Origin of the sequence: Granulicella rosea, from assembly GCF_900188085.1 — a bacterium.
Taxonomy (GTDB): Bacteria; Acidobacteriota; Terriglobia; order Terriglobales; family Acidobacteriaceae; genus Edaphobacter; species Edaphobacter rosea.
The window spans coordinates 341061-358611 of sequence record NZ_FZOU01000001.1 but is presented as its reverse complement, the minus strand read 5'-3'; the positions used below and the strand labels follow the sequence as shown (position 1 = coordinate 358611).

The window sequence follows — 17551 nt, the reverse complement described above, 5'->3', positions numbered from 1 at the left end:
GCGGCCGCGAGGACGGCATGGCTGAAGCCATGCCCTTAATCGAGCGGCTACTCTGACGACCCGGTAAAACCCCTGTGCGATGATGGTTGGCGTGCTCGCTGGAGGTTCTTGTGAAGACCTGTTCGGCTGTCCTGCTTCCATTGTTCGTGCTGGGTCTGTGCGCTGCTCATGCCTCCGCGCAAGGCGCTGCCCAGAGCGCTGCTCAGATCGCCGCGCAGCTCGACGCGCAGAACAGGCCCGTCGCCGCCCAGCATCACGAGGCGAACTTCGACGCCGAACGCAAGCAGGCGAACGAGCTCTTTCTTGCCGACAAGTTTCTCGAATCGCTGCCGCTTTACGAGGATCTCTGCCGCCGGGACCAGACGATCGCGGTCTTCGCCGAGCGGCATGGGATCGACCTGATCAAGAAGTCCGGCACGATCGCGGACCCCGCCGCCAGCCGCAAGATGCATAACGACGGTCTCGCCGAGCTGCGGCGAGCGCAGAAGCTCGGCGACAACAGCCCGCTCGTGCAGACCATTCTGGGAGACGCGGCGAAGTCGCCGCTTGGCGCCATCCTCAGCGGCGTGCCGTTGACCGTGGGCTACAGCTATCAGGGCACGCCTCAGGCGCAGGAGGCGTTGAAGCGGGCCGAGGCCGTCTTCGCGACGAACGACTATGCGGGCGCGCTGAAGTTCTACCAGCAGGCGGCGGCGCTCGACCCCAAGCTCTATACGGCGGCGCTTTACTCCGGCGATATGTACTTCCGGCTCAAGGATGCGAAGAACGCCGGCGTCTGGTACCAGAAGGCGATCGACATCGATCCGAACCGCGAGACGGCGTGGCGGTACTGGGGCGATGTCTACCTGGTCGGTGGGAGCGAACCGGCGCTGGCGAAGGAGAAGTACGAGCAGGCGGTGATCGCCGAGCCCTATGGCCGGCCCGGCTGGCTCGCGCTGCAGAAGTGGGCCAAGGCAGTGAAGGGGACGGTACGAACGCCGGTCGTCGCGCTGCCGAAGTTCAGTACGCCCGACGGGAAGCTGGCGCCCGACCCGGCGCTCGCCACCGAGACGGGCAATGGGCATGCGTCGTGGCTGGTCTACGAGAAGGAGCGCGTCGCGCACGGGGCGCGAACCCAGTTTCAGCCGATCGTCGCCGGCGGCAGCGACGCGAACGGCCAGTTGACGCCTACCGGATATCGCCATTCGCTGGCGGAGGAGAGCGCGAGCCTGCGGGCGATGCTGCTGGACGTGACGGCGAAGCTGGCCTCCGGCGCGGTCACGCAGGAGAGCCTCGAACCCTCCCTCCGCACCCTGTTGCAGCTCCAAAAAGACGGCCTGCTGGAGTGCTGGATCGTCGTCAACGACGCCGATGCGGGCATCCGGTATGACTATCCCGCCTACCGGAAGGAGCATCGCGACCTGCTCGCGACGTACATCGACCGGTATATCGTGCCGCAGCCATAATGGAATTCCTCAGGAATCGTCGAATCCCACAGAGCGCGCCGGCCGGAAACGGCATCCTACGGAGAAGGAACGGGGATTGGCCGCGCACGCGCATCGTTCGCATGGCTCTCATCCTCGCCCGTACGCCCCACTTCCGCTCCTGAAGGTCGTTCCGCTATGCCAACCCCAGCCAAACCCTGTAACGCCAGCTTCAGCGACGAAGTCATCTCCGCGCTCATCGCAAACAACGACCGGGCCCAGTGGATGACGCATCCCTGCAGCGTCTGCGGACAGCATGTGGGCGCGCGTCTGCACCTTGGCAAGTGGTCGCCGGAGCCGCACTGGCCGTCGGTCTCCTACGCGCCGCGGGCGGTGCGGGCGGAAAAACGCAGCCGCGTCCCGGCCAATCAGGCCCAGGGCTGAAGCTCGCGCCAGAGCGCATCCACCCGCTCTTCCAACTCCGCCAGCGAGCCGTCGTTCGGCAGCACGTAGTCCACGCGGTCCATCTTTTGTTCATCCGGAATCTGCCGCGCCAGCCGCTGTCTCGCCTCGCCGGCGGACAGGCCGGTGCGCGCGGTGAAGCGTGCGATCTTCAGCGGCTCGGGCGCGGTGACGAGCACGAGCTTGTCGAAGCGGCTGAGGTCACCGTGCCTGGACTCGAAGATCAGGGCGGATTCGACGACGACGATCGCCTTGCGATCCCGTCTCGCAATCCGCTCGATCTCCGCGGCCTGCTGGGCGATCGTCGCGGGGTGGACGATCGCGTTCAGCTCCTCGATGCGTCCACCCTGGAACGCCAGCCGGCCGAGCGCCGGGCGGTCGAGCGTGCCGTCCAGCGCGACGACCGCGGGGCCGAAGGCTGCAACGATCCGCGCGAAGGCGGACGTGCCGGGCTGCATCAGCGCGCGGCCCATCTCGTCGGCGTTCAGGATGTAAGCGCCGCGTTCGCCGAGCAGGCGCGCGACGGTGGTCTTACCGCTCCCCAATCCGCCGGTAAGTCCAACGCGCAGCATCGTCTACGCCTTGCCGCGACGCAGCTCGCAAGCGCGCACCGTGTTGCTCATCAGCATCGCGATGGTCAGGGCGCCGACGCCTCCCGGGACCGGCGTGTAGGCCGAAGAGACCGCGAACGCCGCCGGGTCCACATCGCCCACCACGACCGAGCCGCGCTTGGCGAAGGTCGCCTCGCGCGCCGCGTCGCCGGGGAAGAACTTCGCCACCTCGGCGGCGTTCGTGATGCGGTTGATGCCAACGTCGACCAACACCGCCCCGGGCTTGACCATGTCGGCGGTCACGAATCCCGGACGGCCGATGGCGGCGACCAGGATGTCGGCTTCGCGGGTGTAGCGCGGCAGGTCGACCGTGCGGCTGTGGCAGACCGTAACCGTGGCCGACGCGTTCAGCAGGAGCATCGCCATCGGCTTGCCGACGATGTCGCTGCGGCCGATCACGACGGCGTTCTTGCCCGCGACGGGCAGGTTGCGCCGCTTGAGCATCTCCATCACGCCGGCGGGGGTGCAGGGTTGCAGACCGGGCTGTCCGCTCTGCAGACGTCCGACGTTCACCGGGTGAAAGCCGTCGACGTCCTTCTCGGGCGCGATGGCCTCGAGCAGCCGCTTGGTGTCCACGTGGGCGGGCAGCGGAAGCTGAATCAGGATGCCGTCGATCTCGTCGCGCGCGTTGAGGCCTTCGACCATCGCGAGCAGCTCTTCGGTGGTGACGCTCTCGGGCGGGGTCAACATCTCGGAGAAGATGCCTAACTCCCCGCAGGTCTTCACTTTACTGCGGACGTAGATCTCGGACGCCGCGACCGAGCCGACCAGAATGACGGCGAGGCCGGGCCGCAGCCCGCGCTCCACCAACGTGTTTACCTTGCCTGCAACCTCGGCCTTGATCTCCGCCGCGACCGCGATACCGTCCAGAATCATGGGTGTGCTCATCTTCTCCATGGTACCGCTCCCGGGAGAGGTTGCGGGTCACGAGCGCGTCAATCCGGTGATTGGAGCGAGCAAAGTACGCCGTCAATCCGTACGAGCTTGTCATCCTGAGCGCAGCGAAGGACCTGCGGTTCGCCTGTGGAGTCGTCGCCGCTTCGGGCAAGAAGCAGATCCTTCGCTGCGCTCAGGATGACAGATTTGTTTGGGAGCCATCTAAACCAATCGCCATCTACACTTAATACAGATGCAGCTCACCCAGTCTCACCTCGACCTCCTCGTCTGTCCCGTCTGCCGTGGCGCGCTTGTCCTGCGCGCCGGCGCGGTTGACTGTCTCGTCTGCGACCGTAGCTATCCGGTGGAGGACGGCCTGCCGATTCTGCTTGCCGCGCGCGCCCTTCAGCCGGACTCATCCAAATCGGTCTCGGGAACGTCTTGACAAACAGAAGAGAATTTCGTTGGGTCGCGTGGGTTACATTTGCATCCAACGAGAGATGAGCGCTGAACCTGAGATGACGGAACACTTCGCAGACACCGAGCTTCACCTGCTGCGCGACGAACTGCTGCGGTCCGGCCTGGACTCCTGGCAGGCCGGCGAGCTGATCGGCGCCTTCCTCTCCGCCAAGGGCTATGGCGTGTCGAACTCCGACGCGCGCACGGCCGCTACGCGAATCGAACGCGTAGGCTGCAACCTGCCCGTTCTGCGCGAAGAGCTGCAGAAGCTCGCTCAGTTCATGTAAGTTGCCGGATTTGGGGCGTTTGTGAAAATCGAACGCTTCGGGTGGCGTCCATGCAACCCAAAATCGGCATCACAATAGATGTGTATTCGACACCGACCAACTTCATTCGCTCCACATGCTCAAACTCCGCGCGCCTGCTGGCCGGCGCGGTTGTAGTCGTCTCTGCCTTTACCGGCTCGCTGCTCTGCCAGACGAATGCCCAGCCCAATACGCCGGCGACGACGCCCGCCACCGCCGCGGCGCAGATCGCTCCGGGGGCCAGGAACGGCGCCCCCGCAGCCAACCCGCAGCAGGGCGGAGACACGAAATCGGCCAGCCAGCAGAAGGAGAACACGCGCGCCAGCGGCAAGCTGCTCGCGCTCGACCCGCTTGCGCCCGCGGTTGCGCCGCCGAATCGTACCGGACGTCCGCGCATCGGTCTCGCGCTCGGTGGCGGCGGCGCGCTGGCGCTGTCGGAGATCGGCGCGCTGCAGTGGTTCGAGGAGCACCATATCCCCGTGGACGTCGTCGCCGGCACCAGCATGGGCTGCATGGTGGGCGCGCTTTATTCGAGCGGCAAGACGGTCGACCAGCTCAAGCGCGTGATGGACGACTCGGTCTTCAACCAGGTCTTCAGCCTGTCGAGCTCTTATCAATCGCGCAGCTATCGCCGCCGCGAGGACTCGCGCGAGCTGCCGAACGCAGTCGCCGTCGGCCTGAAGCATGGCGTCCACTTCCGCAACTCGGTGCTGGTCGACCAGGGGCTGAATGCGTTTCTCGACCGCCAGTTTCTGAACTACGACGATCAGACCGACTTCAACAACCTGCCCATCCCGCTGCGCTGCATCTCGACCGATCTGAACGAGGCCGTGCCGGTGACCTTCGCGCGCGGGTCGGTGCCGGACGCCGTGCGCGCCAGCGTCTCGCTGCCGGGAATCTTTCGTCCGTTCGAGATGAACGGGCATGAGTACGTCGATGGCGGCGTGCTGTACAACCTGCCCACCCAGACCGTGAAGGACATGAACGCGGATGTGATTCTGGCCTTCTCGCTGCCGCTGGCGCCGACGACGAACGCCGACCTGGGCTCGATTCTCGGGGTGCTGGCTCGCAGCTTCTCGGTGGCGATCGAAGGCGCGGAGCGGGAGCAGCGCAAGCTGGCGAACGTCGTCATCATGCCCGATCTGAAGGGCTTCGGCGCGGCGGATTATCTGAAGGCGCCGGAGCTCGCCGTGCGCGGATACCAGGCGGCCGAGGCCAACAAGGCCGCGCTGCTGCCCTACGCGCTCAGCGATCAGCAGTGGAATGCGTACCTGATCGCCCGCGAGGCGAAGCGCCGTGCGCCGGCCGGTCCGGTGCTGCGGGTTCGCGTGCAGGCGCCGGGGCCGGACGCGACGCGCGCCATCCAGCGGCTCTTCGCCCCGCTGGTCAACCAGCCCGTCGACACGCGCAAGATCGAGGCGCTGCTGGACCAGGTGCGCGCCGATGGCCGCTACGACGTCGACTACACGGTCGGTTACGAGACCGCGCAGCAGTTCGCGGCGCAGTCGAACAACCAGGCCGCCGTGCCGAAGGACGCCGCCGATGTAAAGGTCGCGACCACGCTCGGCCAGGCTCCGGCGCCGACCGCGCCGACTCCCAAGCAGCAGCCCGGCGCTCCACTGCCCAAGCCCGGCACGGTGCCCGATGCGCCTTCGCCGGGGAGCGGAACGACTCCGCAGGCGATTACGGCCGAAAATCCCACGGGCGCGGCGCCCGATCTGACCGCGGACTCGCTGGCCGACATCCCTGTCCGGCCCATCATTCTGGTCACGGTGGCCGATAAGAAGACCGGTCCGCCCACGCTGCTGGTCGGCGCGAACGTGGAGGCCCAGACGACGGCGGTGACACGCGCGACCATCGAGGGCATCCTGATTCAACAGGACTTCGGGGGCTACGGCTCGGAGCTGCGCTCGAACTTCAAGCTGGGCTACGAGACGGAGATCGGCTCCGAATACTTCCGTCCGATCAACTTCCTGTCCTCGGTCTCGGGCGAGAATCATACTGTCTTCTACTCGCCGCATGCGGACTGGCTGCGTCAGCCGTACTCCATCTATCGCAACCAGGTGCGCGTGGCGGACCGGCAGTTGCAACGCGTCGGCGGCGGTCTGGACCTCGGCGTGACCAACCGGCGCAACATGGACCTGCGCGGCGGCGTGGAGTTCACCTACATCGACTGGACGACGCTGGTCGGAGCGGATGGCGCGCCGAACTTCAGCGGCGGCTCGCAGCGCGCGCATGTGCGCTACACCTACGACACGCAGGATCGCGCGCTGGTGCCGCAGTTCGGCATCCACATTACGACCGAGGCAGCGTTCCTCTACGACGCGGTCGGCAGCCGCAACGCGCCGCAGCTTTCGGCGCAGGGCAGCTACTCGTACTCGAAGAAAGACGAGAAGGGCAAGGCGGGCAAGAACACCTTCGTCTTCGCGTCCGAGGGCGGCACGATGTTCAACCGCAACGTGGCGGAGCCGTTCCGGTACACGCTGGGTGGTCCGCTGCGTCTTTCGGCCTCGGCCATCGACGAGTATCGCGGCACGGACTACTTCCTGGTGGAGCCGGCGTATCTGCGCCGCGTCGCCAGCCTGCCGCAACCGCTCGGCCAGAACCTGTATGTCGGCGTCGCGTATGAGGCCGCGCAGATGTACGCGCCGGGCGTGTCCACGATCACCCGGCAGGACGTCTACTTCGGCGTGGTGGCGGAGACGCCGCTGGGCATCATCACCTTTGCCCCGGCCATCGGCGACGACGGGCACCGGAAGTTTGTGTTCACGCTGGGCAAGCTGTTCTAGCTGATTTCCGCGTCTCGATGAGCCTGTAAAGGGGTGTCATCCTGAACGTAGTGAAGGACCTGCTTCTTGCTGGATGTGGCGAGTATGTAGCCACTCCAGGCGAGAAGCAGGTCCTTCGACTGCGCTGCGCTTCGCTCAGGATGACAGACTTTTTGGGCGGCTTTCAGAACGACTTGTCGACACCCTCAAGGCTTTATGGGCAGCACCGACACATGCGCCGACACGATGCGCCAGCCTTCCTCGAGCCTTACCCATACCTGGCTCTGCCGTCCACGAACGATCCCTGCCGGTGTGTCGCGTTCGAACTCTAGCGTGATGCTGCCGTAGTCCTTGCCGAAGCTGACGATTTCCAGCCGCACGATCCTGCGGGCGAGGTTCACCGCTGGGCGCGACCTGCGAAAGGCCTCGATCTCGTCCACGCCGTAGAGGTTTTCGCCCGCGCCGAGGCGGATGGCGAGCGGCGACGCCCAGAACATCCGCGTCAGCGTGGGCACATCGTTTTCGACGAGCGCGCGCTCGTACTCGGGGTAGAGAGCCTGCAGCTCGGCCAGCGTTTCGGGGTCGTTGACGATCATGGCGATAGGTTCCTGTCTTGAGTCTCGGGCGGTCTTCCACGTGACGCCCCGCTAAGATAGAGCTTAGCCGTATTCAAGAAAGAGTCGAGACGTTGAACAACTGGATCGAGGTATCGGAGCCTCGCCTGGGGCACAATCTCCGTACGATCGCCGCCGCAGCCGGCCCTGACGCCACCGTACTCGCCGTCGTGAAGGCCAACGCCTACGGGCATGGCGTGTCGACCTGTGCGCCGATGCTGGCGCGGGCGGGAGCGCGGTGGCTGGGGGTGACGTCGGCGCAGGAGGGCGCGGCGGTCCGGGTCGCACTGGGGGCCGCGTCGGGGGCGGAGCACGCGGGTGTCCGCATCCTCGTCATGTCGGGCGTGCTGCCGCCGGCGATTCCGGCGCTGATCGAGCACGACCTGACCCCGGTGGTCTGGACGGTCGAGCAACTGCGTTGGTTCGCCGCCGCGCCGGTGCGCGTGCATGTCGAGGTGGATACGGGGATGTCGCGCCAGGGCGTCAAACCGGGCGCCGATCTCGAGGCGCTGTTGGCGGAGATCGCCGAGCAGGCGACGGTTCAGCTTGACGGCGTATTTACGCATTTCGTCTCGTCCGAGGTCGTGGGTTCGCCGATCACGACGCACCAGCAGCGGCTCTTCGAGCAGGCGTTGGCGCAGGTGGCGCGCTCCGGCTTGAGACCTGCGTGGGTGCATGCGGCCAATACCTCGGCGGTCGATAACGCGGCCGATCCGGCGTGGCTGCCGTCTTTAGCGCGGTCTCTGGGGGCGAGGACGCTGGTCCGCACCGGCCTTGCGCTGTATGGCCATACGCTTGCTCCCGAGGGCGAACCGGGCCATCCTCATCTGCACGACCGGTTGAAGCCGGTGCTGACCTGGAAGGCCGGCGTGCTCGATATCCGCGACCTCGCCGGCGGAGACCGCGTGGGCTACAACGCCACCTTCACCGCGCCCAGCCCGATGCGCGTCGCGTTGCTGAGCGTGGGCTATGCGGACGGGTTGCGGCGGGAGCTTTCGGGACATACGTCCGGCGACGGGGGCTGGGTGATGCTGCATGGCAAACGCGCGCCGATTCTGGGCCGCATCTCGATGAACCTGACGACAGTCGACGTGACCCATATTCCCGAGGCGCGCACGGGCGACGTGGCGGTCGTGCTCGGACGCGGCGTCTCGGCGGAGGAGCACGCGCGGATTGCGGGGACGATTCCGTATGAGATTCTCTGCGGCATCCATCCCTGCCCGTGAGTGTTCATGCGGCGCAAACGATTTTGTCGTTTGCGCGGGTTGGAAGGTGCGGCTAGCATCTCAACAGTCATACACGCGACGTTCTTCGGCCTGTCATGAAATGGGCTGAAGATTCTTTTGAGAACAGCTTTCTTTGGAGCAGACGTCTTGCTTAAGGGCACGGCTGAAGCCGTGCCGCCACAGCTTCCCTTGTACTTCGGCTCTTAGCCGCTGGGTACGCTTCTGTTTCGCAACGAAGTTCGCCGCAGCGCCGGGCTGCAAACCGTACCTCAGCGGCTAAAGCCGCAAGACAATAGCAGCGTTACGGCACGGCTGAAGCCGTGCCCTTAAGCAAGACAGTCAGCGATAGGGGCGACAACTCAATCGTCACACCGAGCCGCCACAGGTTCGAGATAGAGCGAAGGAAATAGAGATGCAGAGGAAGACCTACAGCACAGCCGAAACCGTCGACGTCGTCGTGATTGGCACCGGGGCTGGCGGCGCGCCGGTGCTGGCGAAGCTCGCGCAGGCTGGCCTGTCCGTGGTGGCGTTGGAGGCAGGGCGCTGGTGGAATCCCGCGAAGGACTATGCCGCCGACGAGGTCGCGATGGGCGAGCTCTACTGGATGGGCGAGCGGCTGAGCGCGGGCGCGACGCCGACGGCCTTCGGGGGCAACAACTCCGGCACGGGCGTCGGCGGTTCGATGCTGCACTGGGGTGCCTTCGTGCCGCGCGTCGATCCGCGCGACCTGCGGTTGTATACAGAGAACGGGCAGGGCGTGGACTGGCCGCTGACCTACGAGGATCTGCTGCCGTATTACGAGGAGGTGGAGCGCTTCATCGGCGTATCTGGCCCGGCGCACTATCCGTGGGATCCGGCGCGGCGTTATCCGCTGGGGCCGGTGCCGCTGAACGCTCCCGCGCAGGCGATGCAGCAGGGGTATGAGGCCATTGGCTTCCGCACCGCGGAGGCGCCGATCGCCGCCGTGTCGCGGCCCTTCGCGCAGCCGGAGTATGGCGAGCGCCCGGCGTGCGTCGGCTGCGGATTCTGCCACCAGGGTTGCGTCTATGGCGCGAAGGCCAGCGTCGATGTGACGTACCTTCCCGTGGCGCTTGCGAACGGAGCGGAGATTCGCGCGAACTGCTTCGTCCACGCCTTCGAGCGCGATGCGGCGGGGAAGATCGCGGCGGTCGTCTATCGCAATGAGGGCGTGGACTATCGCCAACCCTGCAAGGCCGTCTACCTCTGCGCGGGGGCGGTGGAGACGCCGCGTCTGCTGCTGCACACCGGTCTCGCGAACAGTTCAGGACAGGTCGGCAGGAACTTCATGGCGCACATGGCGACGCAGGTCTGGGGCACGTTCGAGCCGGAGATGCGCATGAACAAGGGCTTCCCGGCGTCGATCATCTCGGAAGACATGATGCGCCCGGCGAACGCGGACTTTACCGGCGGCTACCTGACGCAGAGCCTCGGCGTGGTGCCGGTGACGTTTGCCAAGCAGGTTGCGCGCGGACGCGGGCTGTGGGGTCAGGCGCTGGTCGACTATCTTGCGCGCTACAACCACTTTGCGGGCATCGGCGCGAACGGCGACTGCCTGAACTACGACTTCAACTTCGTCGAGCTATCGGACGAGGCGGGTGAGTGCGGCGTGCCCAAGCCGCTGGTGCACTTCAGCTACGGCGAGAACGAGCTGCGCATGTCCGCCCATGCGGAGAAGCACATGACCGAGGCGTGGGAGGCGGCGGGCGCGAAGGACATCTGGACCTTCCAGCGGTCGGCGCACGTGATCGGCACGGCGCGAATGGGGTCGAACGCGTCGTCTGCCGTCGTCGATTCCTACGGGCAGAGCTTCGATGTGGACAACCTGTGGATATGTGACAACTCGGTCTTCCCAAGCGCCCTGGCGGCCAATCCGGCGCTGACGATCATGGCGCTGGCGGTGCGGTCGGCGGAGCGGTTTCTGGCTGGACAAGAGCGGTCCTAGAGAGCTGTAAGCTGACAGCTATTGGGGCGTTACAACCCAAGCCAAGCAAGTTGGGGTCAGATGACAAAACCAAAACAGGGGCAGGACTATGGTAACCCTCGTTTCGATAGGTACAACCTGTTTTGGATGACTATCAAGGGTTCGGAGCAGCAAGGGACAGTAACTACTCAGCAGGGCGATGGATGGGTGAATTGTGGAGGGAGCACGGGAACACCGTGCCCCAAGTGAGATAATCGATGACGATTCGCATATCAAGATGGATGAAGGTGGTTCTCTTGTTACTCGTACTCCCCATCGCATGGGGATGGTATGTCGTCGCAGCGGATTATGACTATTCGGCGCTATCTGGAACATATGTCTTCAGCGGCGGCGGGGAGAAATGTATCTTACGTCTTGAACCTAATGAGACATTTACGCAGATACTGTCGCGAGACGGAAAGACCAGCTCCGTTCAAGGAAGCTGGCATCGTTATGGCGAAGCACATGTCTCCTTCTCCGCAGAGTTCATCCCTCTCGTTGGAGAGGACCTCAAGCCCCTTGGCGCACCTCATGGCCAATTCGATAAGACATTCGGATTCTTCCCGAGTCTGACGCTTGCCCCTCTCCCGGACGGCCCAACGTTCCGCAAGAAGCTGTTCCGCTAACGCATAAGCTGACAGCTCTCGACTCCTGCCTGCCTCAAAATGCTCGTCATCTCGACCGAAGCGCAGCGCAGTGGAGAGACCCCCGCATTGGTTTTTGTCCTTGCTCTTGTTCTCTTCTAAACGAGAACAACGGCAAAGGCCAATACGGGGGTCTCTCCGCTCCGCATCGCGATAAGGCTGCGATGCTCCGGTCGAGATGACGAGAGTTTTGTGCGGCGAAACAGAAAGCTTGTCTAGCTCAGCAGCGCAGCCTCGAACCGCTGCCAGGCGGCTTCGTTCCAGCCATGGTCGGACTGCCTCCAGCCGTTCACATCCCCCAGGAAGTTGGGGAAGTTCAGCCGGCAGTAGCCGCATTTTTGGGCGAAGTCGAACAGGGCCTGCGCCGTGCCGTCGAGGTAGAGCACGGCCTGCAGGCCGTCGCGCGACCAGGCGACCGAGGCGATGCGTTCGGCCTCGACATCCTGCATCGACCCGACGTTGTAGATCAGCATCGCATCCTGAATGGCCTCTTCCTGCGTCGTCTGCGAGCGGTCGCAGGCGTAGAAGTAGGCGGCGACCCCTTCGTCCTCGAAGACCACGGTCCACGGAACGATAGGGGAATTGGACGATAGAAAGGCACGGCCCGGACGAAACGAAAGCGACTCCATACCCCTCACGATACACTTGATACGACTGCATTTCGACTCGCGCTCAAGAACCAAGGGGTATCGTCCGACCGCATGAAGCTTCCGCTCATCCCGGCTCCGCCGCGCATCAAGTTTCGTCTCAACCTTCCGCAGCGGCTCGCAGGTTTGCTGCTGCTCGTCTTCCTGGCGGAGTGCCTTTGGGTGATCGGGCATCAGCAGACGACGTCGGCGGACTACCGCTACGCGCGCTGCGGCCGCGAGATGTGGGAGCGGCCCTTGCCGCTGGCGGGCTACTTCACCACCTGCGGCAACCTGAACGGCGACGGCACGTTCGCCTATCGCGTGGCGGGTCTGCCGCTGACGGTGCAGCGGCTGGTGCTGCTGGGCACGGACAAGCTGCGCAAGCCGGAGAACCGGCTCTATGTGAATGGGTCGCTGAACGGGTCGACGTGGGAGGCGCGGCATGAGCTGACCAGCGTTCGCTACCTGCTGCACCTGCCGTTCGTCTTCTTCGCCCTGTGGCTGGGAGCGGGGTTGTGGTGGGTGGCGCGTCGATTGTTCGGGAACGAAGGCGGGTTTCTGGCGCTGGGGCTGTATTGCTTCTGCCCGGCGATCGTGCGGTACGCGGTCGCGCCGAATAACGAGATGCTCGCGATGTGGGGTCTGTACGGCGTGGTCTATACGGGCATGGGCGTGGCGCACGCGATGGCCGGTCCGCGGCGCAGGTGGCGTCCGCGCATCCTGCTGCTGACGCTGGCGCTGGGCCTGACCGCCGCGGCGCACACGCTGGCCGCGATCCTCGGCTTCGTCGTCTCGTTCTTCTTCATGTTCTATCTGGCGGAGCGCAAACGCAGCGCGGTGATGCAGATCCTGGTCAACGCGGGCGTGGGTTCGCTGGTGATTCTGTTCGCGTTCTACGCCTTCCGGCTGCAGCCGTTCAGCTACGTCTTCACCGGAGGCGGCGCGCGGATGTGGTTCTCGCTGGAGCCTGCGCTGGGGTTTGCGAAGGACCTGTTGAACGGGCCAATCCTTGTCGCCGCGGCGGTGTCTTTGCTGGTGTATCTGGCGGCGAAGCGATCGCGCTACTTCGGCAATACGGCGCCGCTGTTGATGGTGCTGCTGCTCGCGCCGATCGTCACGACGCAGAATGTCACCCAGCCGTGGCTTTGGGCGCTGCCGTTCCTCTTCACGTTTATTGGCGGTGTCTTTGCGGATGTGCTGGAGACGAAGCATCGCAAGTTGTTTCTCGCGCTGACGGGGATGATTCTGGTGGCGCAGGCTTCGGTTTGCGTGGCGACGCTGTCGCTACTGGCGCGCTAGGTTTGCGAACTTCAGGGCACGGCTTCAGCCGTGCCGCAAGAGCCGTGGATGTAGGCGGCTTCAGCCGCTGAGGTACGGTTTCGGCTTGAACTGGCTTTGCCGCCACCCCGCAGAAGAGCGTACCCCAGCGGCTGAAGCCGGATTTTGCGCGCGTATACGGTACGGCTGAAGCCGTGCCCTTAACAAGACGGGCGCAAAAACGATGTACCATCTCCACACACCGCAATCGATTGAAAACAAGCATCCAACGGTCTGAAAGCCAACATCAAGGACGGCACGGGACACAATGACGCTCAGGCAGACCCCTCTACGCAACGCCGTCGCACTCTTCGCGCTCTCTGCGCTCCTCTTTACCGGCGGCTGCAAGCGCAAGCGCAAGACGAAGTCGGTTGAAAACACCGATGCCTATGCTGACTCGCTGAAGCCGCTGGTCGCGGCGAAGACCATGCAGGGGCTGCGCTGGCCGAACTTCGCCGACTACGAGCCGCTCGTCCAAACCTTCTACGACGACCGCAACTACGAGGTCGCGTGGATACGCGACGGTAAGCCGACGCCGACGGCGCTCCAGTTCATCGCGGCCTTCAAGGACGCCGAGCACAAGGGCCTGAACCCGGAGGACTTCGACGCCACGCTGTGGGACGGGCGCATCGCGAAGCTCGCCGGCAAGCAGGACGCGGACATCGCCGCCTACGACGCCGCCATGACCGTCAACGTCATGCGTTATATCTCGGACCTGCGTATCGGCCGGGTGAATCCGACGCACTTCAACTTCGACATCAACACGCAGGAGAAGAAGTACGACCTGCCGGAGTTCGTCTCGGACGAGGCGGTCGACGCGACCGACGTGCCGAAGCTGATCGCCGGGGTCGAGCCGGATTCCGAGCAGTATCGCCAGACCGAGACGGCGCTGGCGCACTATCTCGATCTGGCGAAGAAGCAGGCTGCAATGCCCGATCTACAGCAGCCTCTGCCGACGGTGACGAAGCCGGTGAGTGTGGGCGGGGCGTATCCTGCGGCCGGAGCGCTCGGCAAGCGGCTCGAACTCGAAGGCGATTACACCGCTCCGCCTATGTCACAGACGGCCGGGGCGCCGATGCCGCCGAATAGCGCGAACGTCAACATGCAGGTCTACGACCAGGCGCTCTCCGACGGTGTGAAGAGCTACCAGGATCGCCACAGCCTCACCGCCGACGGCAAGCTGACGCCCGCGACGATCGCGTCGCTGAACGTACCGCTGACCGACCGCGTCATCCAGTTGCAGGACTCGCTGGAGCGCTGGCGCTGGCTGCCGAACGAGTACGTCAACGCACCGCTGATGGTGAACCTGCCGGAGTTCGTCCTGCGCGGCTTCGGCGAAGGCCACAAGCTCGACTTCACCATGAAGGTCGTGGTGGGCAAAGTCGTGGGCGAGCACCAGACGCCGGTCTTCACGCACATGATGAAGTACCTGATCTTCCGCCCGTACTGGAACGTGCCGATGAGCATCGTCCACAAGGAACTGGCGGGGCATCTCGACAAGAGCGGCGTGGGCTACCTGGCCTCGCACAACTTCGAGGTGACGAACGGCAAGGGCGAGGTGCAGTCGGGCTTTACCGCCAAGCAGGTGGAGCAGGGACAACTGATGGTGCGCGAGAAGCCCGGCCCGAAGAACTCGCTGGGACTCGTAAAGTTCATGTTCCCGAACGAGTACGACATCTACCTGCACTCGACGCCGCAGCCGGAGCTGTTCAGCCGCTCGCGCCGCGACTTCTCGCACGGTTGCGTGCGCGTGCAGCAGCCGATGGACCTCGCGGTGTGGGTGCTGAAGGGCCAGTCCGACAAGGACGGCGACTGGGACATGGATCGGGTGAAGGCTGCCATGGAGAGTGGCCCGGACAACCACCAGGTGAACCTGAAGCAGCCGATCCCGATCGTCATCTTCTACCTGACGGCGAACGTCGGCGAAGACGGCAAGACGCACTTCTTCGACGACATCTATGGGTACGACAAGCAGTTGCAGGAGGTGTTGGCGAAGGGGATGCCGTATCCCGCGACGCAGCAGAAGGTGAATCCGAAGACGGTGTTTGGGGATACGAACTAGGGGTCAGTGTGAGAAGCTCGGCCTTGGCTTTGAAGTAGGCGAAGTCTGGGTAGGCGAAGTCTGGGTAGGCCAAGGCTTTAGCCTTGGCTCCCTGAATCTCTTCCAGACGGGGCTTCAGCCCCTGGGGTATGTTTTTTCGGACCAACCATCAGGTGCTCAGGCGTCGGATCGAGCCTGTCCTCGAAGACGGTATGAACATGTGGGTAATCTGCATACTTCTTACGAACCGGATTCTTCGCGATGTATATCCTCTGATTCTCAAAATCGTCCAAGTCTCGAATGCGGTGCTCATGATAGCCGCTCTGCCAGACCTCTCCGGGCGACTGTTTCCGTACCGCAAACGAATAGCCGCCTTTGATGAACTGCACAGCGCGAGCCGTGCTGACGTTCATTGCCGGAGTAATAAGAACGTGAATATGATCCGGCATCACCACAAAGCCATGGACTGCGAACCGACCCTGGTCCCGATAGCGGAAGAGCATCTCGATGAATAGATCGGCGTTCGCGGTTCGTTGGAAATGGCGTTGTCGCTGATGCGCGACGACCGTGATGGCGTAAGTCTCCTGCGTCTGGCGGGTAGCGTGCATGGGTACAAGAGAGCATACCCCAGGGGCTAAAGCCCCGTCCGGCCCGGGACCGAGGGCGCCAAGGCTGAAGCCTTGGCCTACCCGTACTGACAGGCCTCTTGGCACACTTCATCGCTATGCGATCCGGCTGGCATGGGGCAGCGAGGGTTTCCTGTAGCAAGCGGGCGTCGCGAAGTCCAAGTAAAATCACCTCATGGCCTCGCACCGCTCCTCCCCTGATTTGAAGCCAGAGCAGCCACTTTTACCCGTAGCGCTGGACCCTGGCCTGAACCATGCGGAGGCGATGGTCTTTCGCCGGCATCTTGCCGCGTGGTATCTGCGGCATGCGCGGGAGTTGCCGTGGCGCGGGGTCTCGGACGCTTACCGGACCTGGGTGTCGGAGATCATGCTGCAGCAGACGCGGGTGGCCGCGGTCATCGATCACTACGACCGCTTCCTGCGGCTCTTTCCCACGGTCGTGGCGCTGGCGCTGGCGCCGGAAGCGGATGTGCTGGCGGCGTGGTCGGGGCTGGGCTACTACCGGCGGGCGCGGATGCTGCACAAGGCCGCGCAGTTCATCGTGGAGACGCTGAACGGGGCGATTCCAGAGAGCTCAGCCGAGCTGCGCAAGCTGCCCGGTGTGGGCGAGTACACCTCCGCCGCCATTGCCAGCATCGCTTTTGGCGAGAGCATCGCCGTGGTCGATGGGAATGTGGAACGCGTGCTGCTGCGCGTGACCGGCCGGCCGGAGGAGGCGACCGCCGCGGGCCGGGCGTTCATTCAGCGGCAGGCCGCGGCGCTTGTTCCTCACAAGGCGCGGACGCCGGGCAAGAATGCTCCGGGAGATCATAACCAGGCCATGATGGAGCTGGGCGCGACCATCTGCCTGCCGCGCGCGCCGCTCTGCCTGCACTGTCCCGTCTTCGACGTCTGCCGCACACGCGGCGAGCATCTGACGCCGCCGCGCGCGAAGCAACGCAGCGAGACGGTCGCGTTTCTGCTTTCGACCCGGAAGAAGGCGCAAGGGGTTGAAGTCCTGCTCGAACAGCGAGACCACGCTGCCAGCCTGATGGCCGGGATGTACGAGCTGCCGCCGCTGCCGCTCGACGCGGTAGAGGACCGCGAGCCGATCCTGCGGCTGCGACACTCCATCACTAATACCAACTACTACGTCGAGATCTACGCGGCCGAGGGCACGCACGACCGCAGGCTGCGGCGCGCCGTCCCGGCCAGCAAGGATGTGCTCTCGTGGCAGCGGGTCGCGCGCCTGCACGAGCTGCCGCTGACGGGCCTGGCGCGCAAGGTGCTGCACCGGATCGACGTGCTTTCGGTTGGAGGTTTGAACACGCCACGCAATATTCATGTGGCTGCGCCATAAACATTTGGGCACGGCGAATTCTGTCCGTTTGCAGTGCCCTTGGTTAAGGGCACGGCTTCAGCCGTGCCATCGGGCCATGACGCGAGTGCGGCTTTAGCCGCTGAGGTACGCTTCTCGCTCGGGGGTGGCTCGGACAAGAGCCGTACCCCAGCGGCTAAAGCCGAATTTGAGACTGGGCGAGGCGGCATGGCTGAAGCCATGCCCTTAGCAAGACCACTGTCCTTGCTGTACCCGAAGTCTGGTTCGTGTG

Annotated in this window: 16 protein-coding genes; 11 read left to right on the top strand and 5 right to left on the bottom strand. The window is 64.5% G+C overall.

Going from position 1 to position 17551, the window contains the following annotated elements:
* Positions 1–110 precede the first annotated feature (110 nt).
* Positions 111–1445 carry a tetratricopeptide repeat protein gene (locus CHB87_RS01640; RefSeq protein WP_142988158.1) on the top strand — a complete coding sequence of 445 codons (1335 nt, stop codon included), beginning with the start codon at positions 111–113 and terminating at the stop codon, positions 1443–1445.
* A gap of 156 nt (positions 1446–1601) precedes the next feature.
* A complete protein-coding gene (locus tag CHB87_RS01635) occupies positions 1602–1847 on the top strand; it encodes a hypothetical protein (RefSeq protein ID WP_089406636.1) in 246 nt (81 codons plus the stop codon).
* Here CHB87_RS01635 and coaE read toward each other — a convergent pair.
* Together coaE and CHB87_RS01625 are read right to left on the bottom strand one after the other, a co-directional pair.
* Positions 1832–2437 carry a dephospho-CoA kinase gene (coaE, locus tag CHB87_RS01630; RefSeq protein ID WP_089406635.1) on the bottom strand — a complete coding sequence of 202 codons (606 nt, stop codon included), beginning with the start codon at positions 2435–2437 and terminating at the stop codon, positions 1832–1834. The genes CHB87_RS01635 and coaE overlap by 16 nt on opposite strands.
* Before the next feature lie 3 nt (positions 2438–2440).
* A complete protein-coding gene (locus CHB87_RS01625; protein WP_089407473.1) occupies positions 2441–3364 on the bottom strand; it encodes a bifunctional 5,10-methylenetetrahydrofolate dehydrogenase/5,10-methenyltetrahydrofolate cyclohydrolase in 924 nt (307 codons plus the stop codon).
* Between the two features lie 241 nt (positions 3365–3605).
* Here CHB87_RS01625 and CHB87_RS01620 point away from each other — a divergent pair, with 241 nt between their 5' ends.
* The 3 genes from CHB87_RS01620 to CHB87_RS01610 are packed head-to-tail and all read left to right on the top strand — an operon-like array spanning position 3606 to position 6905.
* Positions 3606–3797, top strand: coding sequence for a Trm112 family protein (locus CHB87_RS01620; protein ID WP_089406634.1), 192 nt, complete (start codon positions 3606–3608; stop codon positions 3795–3797).
* A gap of 55 nt (positions 3798–3852) precedes the next feature.
* On the top strand, positions 3853–4098 hold the full coding sequence (locus CHB87_RS01615) for a hypothetical protein (protein ID WP_245817760.1): 246 nt from the start codon (positions 3853–3855) through the stop codon (positions 4096–4098).
* Between the two features lie 50 nt (positions 4099–4148).
* Complete coding sequence (locus CHB87_RS01610; protein WP_089406632.1) at positions 4149–6905, top strand: patatin-like phospholipase family protein; 2757 nt, start codon at positions 4149–4151, stop codon at positions 6903–6905.
* A 185-nt stretch (positions 6906–7090) separates the two neighbouring features.
* On the opposite strand, the gene hpxZ is transcribed toward CHB87_RS01610, so the two are convergent.
* Positions 7091–7480 (bottom strand): oxalurate catabolism protein HpxZ, encoded by a 390-nt coding sequence (gene hpxZ, locus CHB87_RS01605; protein ID WP_089406631.1) that lies wholly within the window; start codon positions 7478–7480, stop codon positions 7091–7093.
* 92 nt (positions 7481–7572) lie between these two features.
* Between hpxZ and alr the strand changes: the two genes are divergently transcribed.
* The 3 genes from alr to CHB87_RS01590 all read left to right on the top strand — a co-directional run bounded on the left by alr (position 7573) and on the right by CHB87_RS01590 (position 11331).
* The gene (alr, locus tag CHB87_RS01600; RefSeq protein ID WP_089406630.1) at positions 7573–8724 is read left to right on the top strand and encodes an alanine racemase; all 1152 of its coding nucleotides are present in this window, start codon (positions 7573–7575) and stop codon (positions 8722–8724) included.
* 412 nt (positions 8725–9136) lie between these two features.
* Positions 9137–10687, top strand: coding sequence for a GMC family oxidoreductase (locus tag CHB87_RS01595; RefSeq protein ID WP_089406629.1), 1551 nt, complete (start codon positions 9137–9139; stop codon positions 10685–10687).
* A gap of 236 nt (positions 10688–10923) precedes the next feature.
* Positions 10924–11331: a hypothetical protein gene (locus CHB87_RS01590; RefSeq protein ID WP_142988157.1), complete on the top strand. Its 408-nt coding sequence runs from the start codon at positions 10924–10926 to the stop codon at positions 11329–11331.
* Between the two features lie 233 nt (positions 11332–11564).
* Here the strand turns inward: CHB87_RS01590 and CHB87_RS01585 are convergent, their stop codons facing one another.
* Positions 11565–11978 (bottom strand): DUF2251 domain-containing protein, encoded by a 414-nt coding sequence (locus CHB87_RS01585; RefSeq protein ID WP_089406627.1) that lies wholly within the window; start codon positions 11976–11978, stop codon positions 11565–11567.
* A gap of 72 nt (positions 11979–12050) precedes the next feature.
* Between CHB87_RS01585 and CHB87_RS01580 the strand changes: the two genes are divergently transcribed.
* Entirely contained in the window at positions 12051–13277 is a 1227-nt protein-coding gene (locus CHB87_RS01580) for a hypothetical protein (RefSeq protein WP_089406626.1), read from the top strand.
* A 286-nt stretch (positions 13278–13563) separates the two neighbouring features.
* Positions 13564–15357: a L,D-transpeptidase family protein gene (locus CHB87_RS01575; protein ID WP_089406625.1), complete on the top strand. Its 1794-nt coding sequence runs from the start codon at positions 13564–13566 to the stop codon at positions 15355–15357.
* 77 nt (positions 15358–15434) lie between these two features.
* Here CHB87_RS01575 and CHB87_RS01570 read toward each other — a convergent pair whose 3' ends face one another.
* Positions 15435–15944 carry an REP-associated tyrosine transposase gene (locus tag CHB87_RS01570; protein ID WP_089406624.1) on the bottom strand — a complete coding sequence of 170 codons (510 nt, stop codon included), beginning with the start codon at positions 15942–15944 and terminating at the stop codon, positions 15435–15437.
* A 193-nt stretch (positions 15945–16137) separates the two neighbouring features.
* Here CHB87_RS01570 and CHB87_RS01565 point away from each other — a divergent pair, with 193 nt between their 5' ends.
* Positions 16138–17301: an A/G-specific adenine glycosylase gene (locus CHB87_RS01565; RefSeq protein WP_089406623.1), complete on the top strand. Its 1164-nt coding sequence runs from the start codon at positions 16138–16140 to the stop codon at positions 17299–17301.
* The last annotated feature ends 250 nt before the right edge of the window (positions 17302–17551 follow it).

Bases quoted from the DNA above. Each gene is read 5' to 3' on its own strand.
- CHB87_RS01635 (WP_089406636.1), top strand. From the start codon at position 1,602: ATGCCAACCCCAGCCAAACCCTGTAACGCCAGCTTCAGCGACGAAGTC.
- coaE (WP_089406635.1), bottom strand. From the start codon at position 2,437: ATGCTGCGCGTTGGACTTACCGGCGGATTGGGGAGCGGTAAGACCACC.
- CHB87_RS01625 (WP_089407473.1), bottom strand. From the start codon at position 3,364: ATGAGCACACCCATGATTCTGGACGGTATCGCGGTCGCGGCGGAGATC.
- CHB87_RS01620 (WP_089406634.1), top strand. From the start codon at position 3,606: ATGCAGCTCACCCAGTCTCACCTCGACCTCCTCGTCTGTCCCGTCTGC.
- CHB87_RS01615 (WP_245817760.1), top strand. From the start codon at position 3,853: ATGAGCGCTGAACCTGAGATGACGGAACACTTCGCAGACACCGAGCTT.
- CHB87_RS01610 (WP_089406632.1), top strand. From the start codon at position 4,149: ATGCAACCCAAAATCGGCATCACAATAGATGTGTATTCGACACCGACC.
- hpxZ (WP_089406631.1), bottom strand. From the start codon at position 7,480: ATGATCGTCAACGACCCCGAAACGCTGGCCGAGCTGCAGGCTCTCTAC.
- CHB87_RS01595 (WP_089406629.1), top strand. From the start codon at position 9,137: ATGCAGAGGAAGACCTACAGCACAGCCGAAACCGTCGACGTCGTCGTG.
- CHB87_RS01590 (WP_142988157.1), top strand. From the start codon at position 10,924: ATGACGATTCGCATATCAAGATGGATGAAGGTGGTTCTCTTGTTACTC.
- CHB87_RS01585 (WP_089406627.1), bottom strand. From the start codon at position 11,978: ATGGAGTCGCTTTCGTTTCGTCCGGGCCGTGCCTTTCTATCGTCCAAT.
- CHB87_RS01580 (WP_089406626.1), top strand. From the start codon at position 12,051: ATGAAGCTTCCGCTCATCCCGGCTCCGCCGCGCATCAAGTTTCGTCTC.
- CHB87_RS01575 (WP_089406625.1), top strand. From the start codon at position 13,564: ATGACGCTCAGGCAGACCCCTCTACGCAACGCCGTCGCACTCTTCGCG.
- CHB87_RS01570 (WP_089406624.1), bottom strand. From the start codon at position 15,944: ATGCACGCTACCCGCCAGACGCAGGAGACTTACGCCATCACGGTCGTC.
- CHB87_RS01565 (WP_089406623.1), top strand. From the start codon at position 16,138: ATGGCCTCGCACCGCTCCTCCCCTGATTTGAAGCCAGAGCAGCCACTT.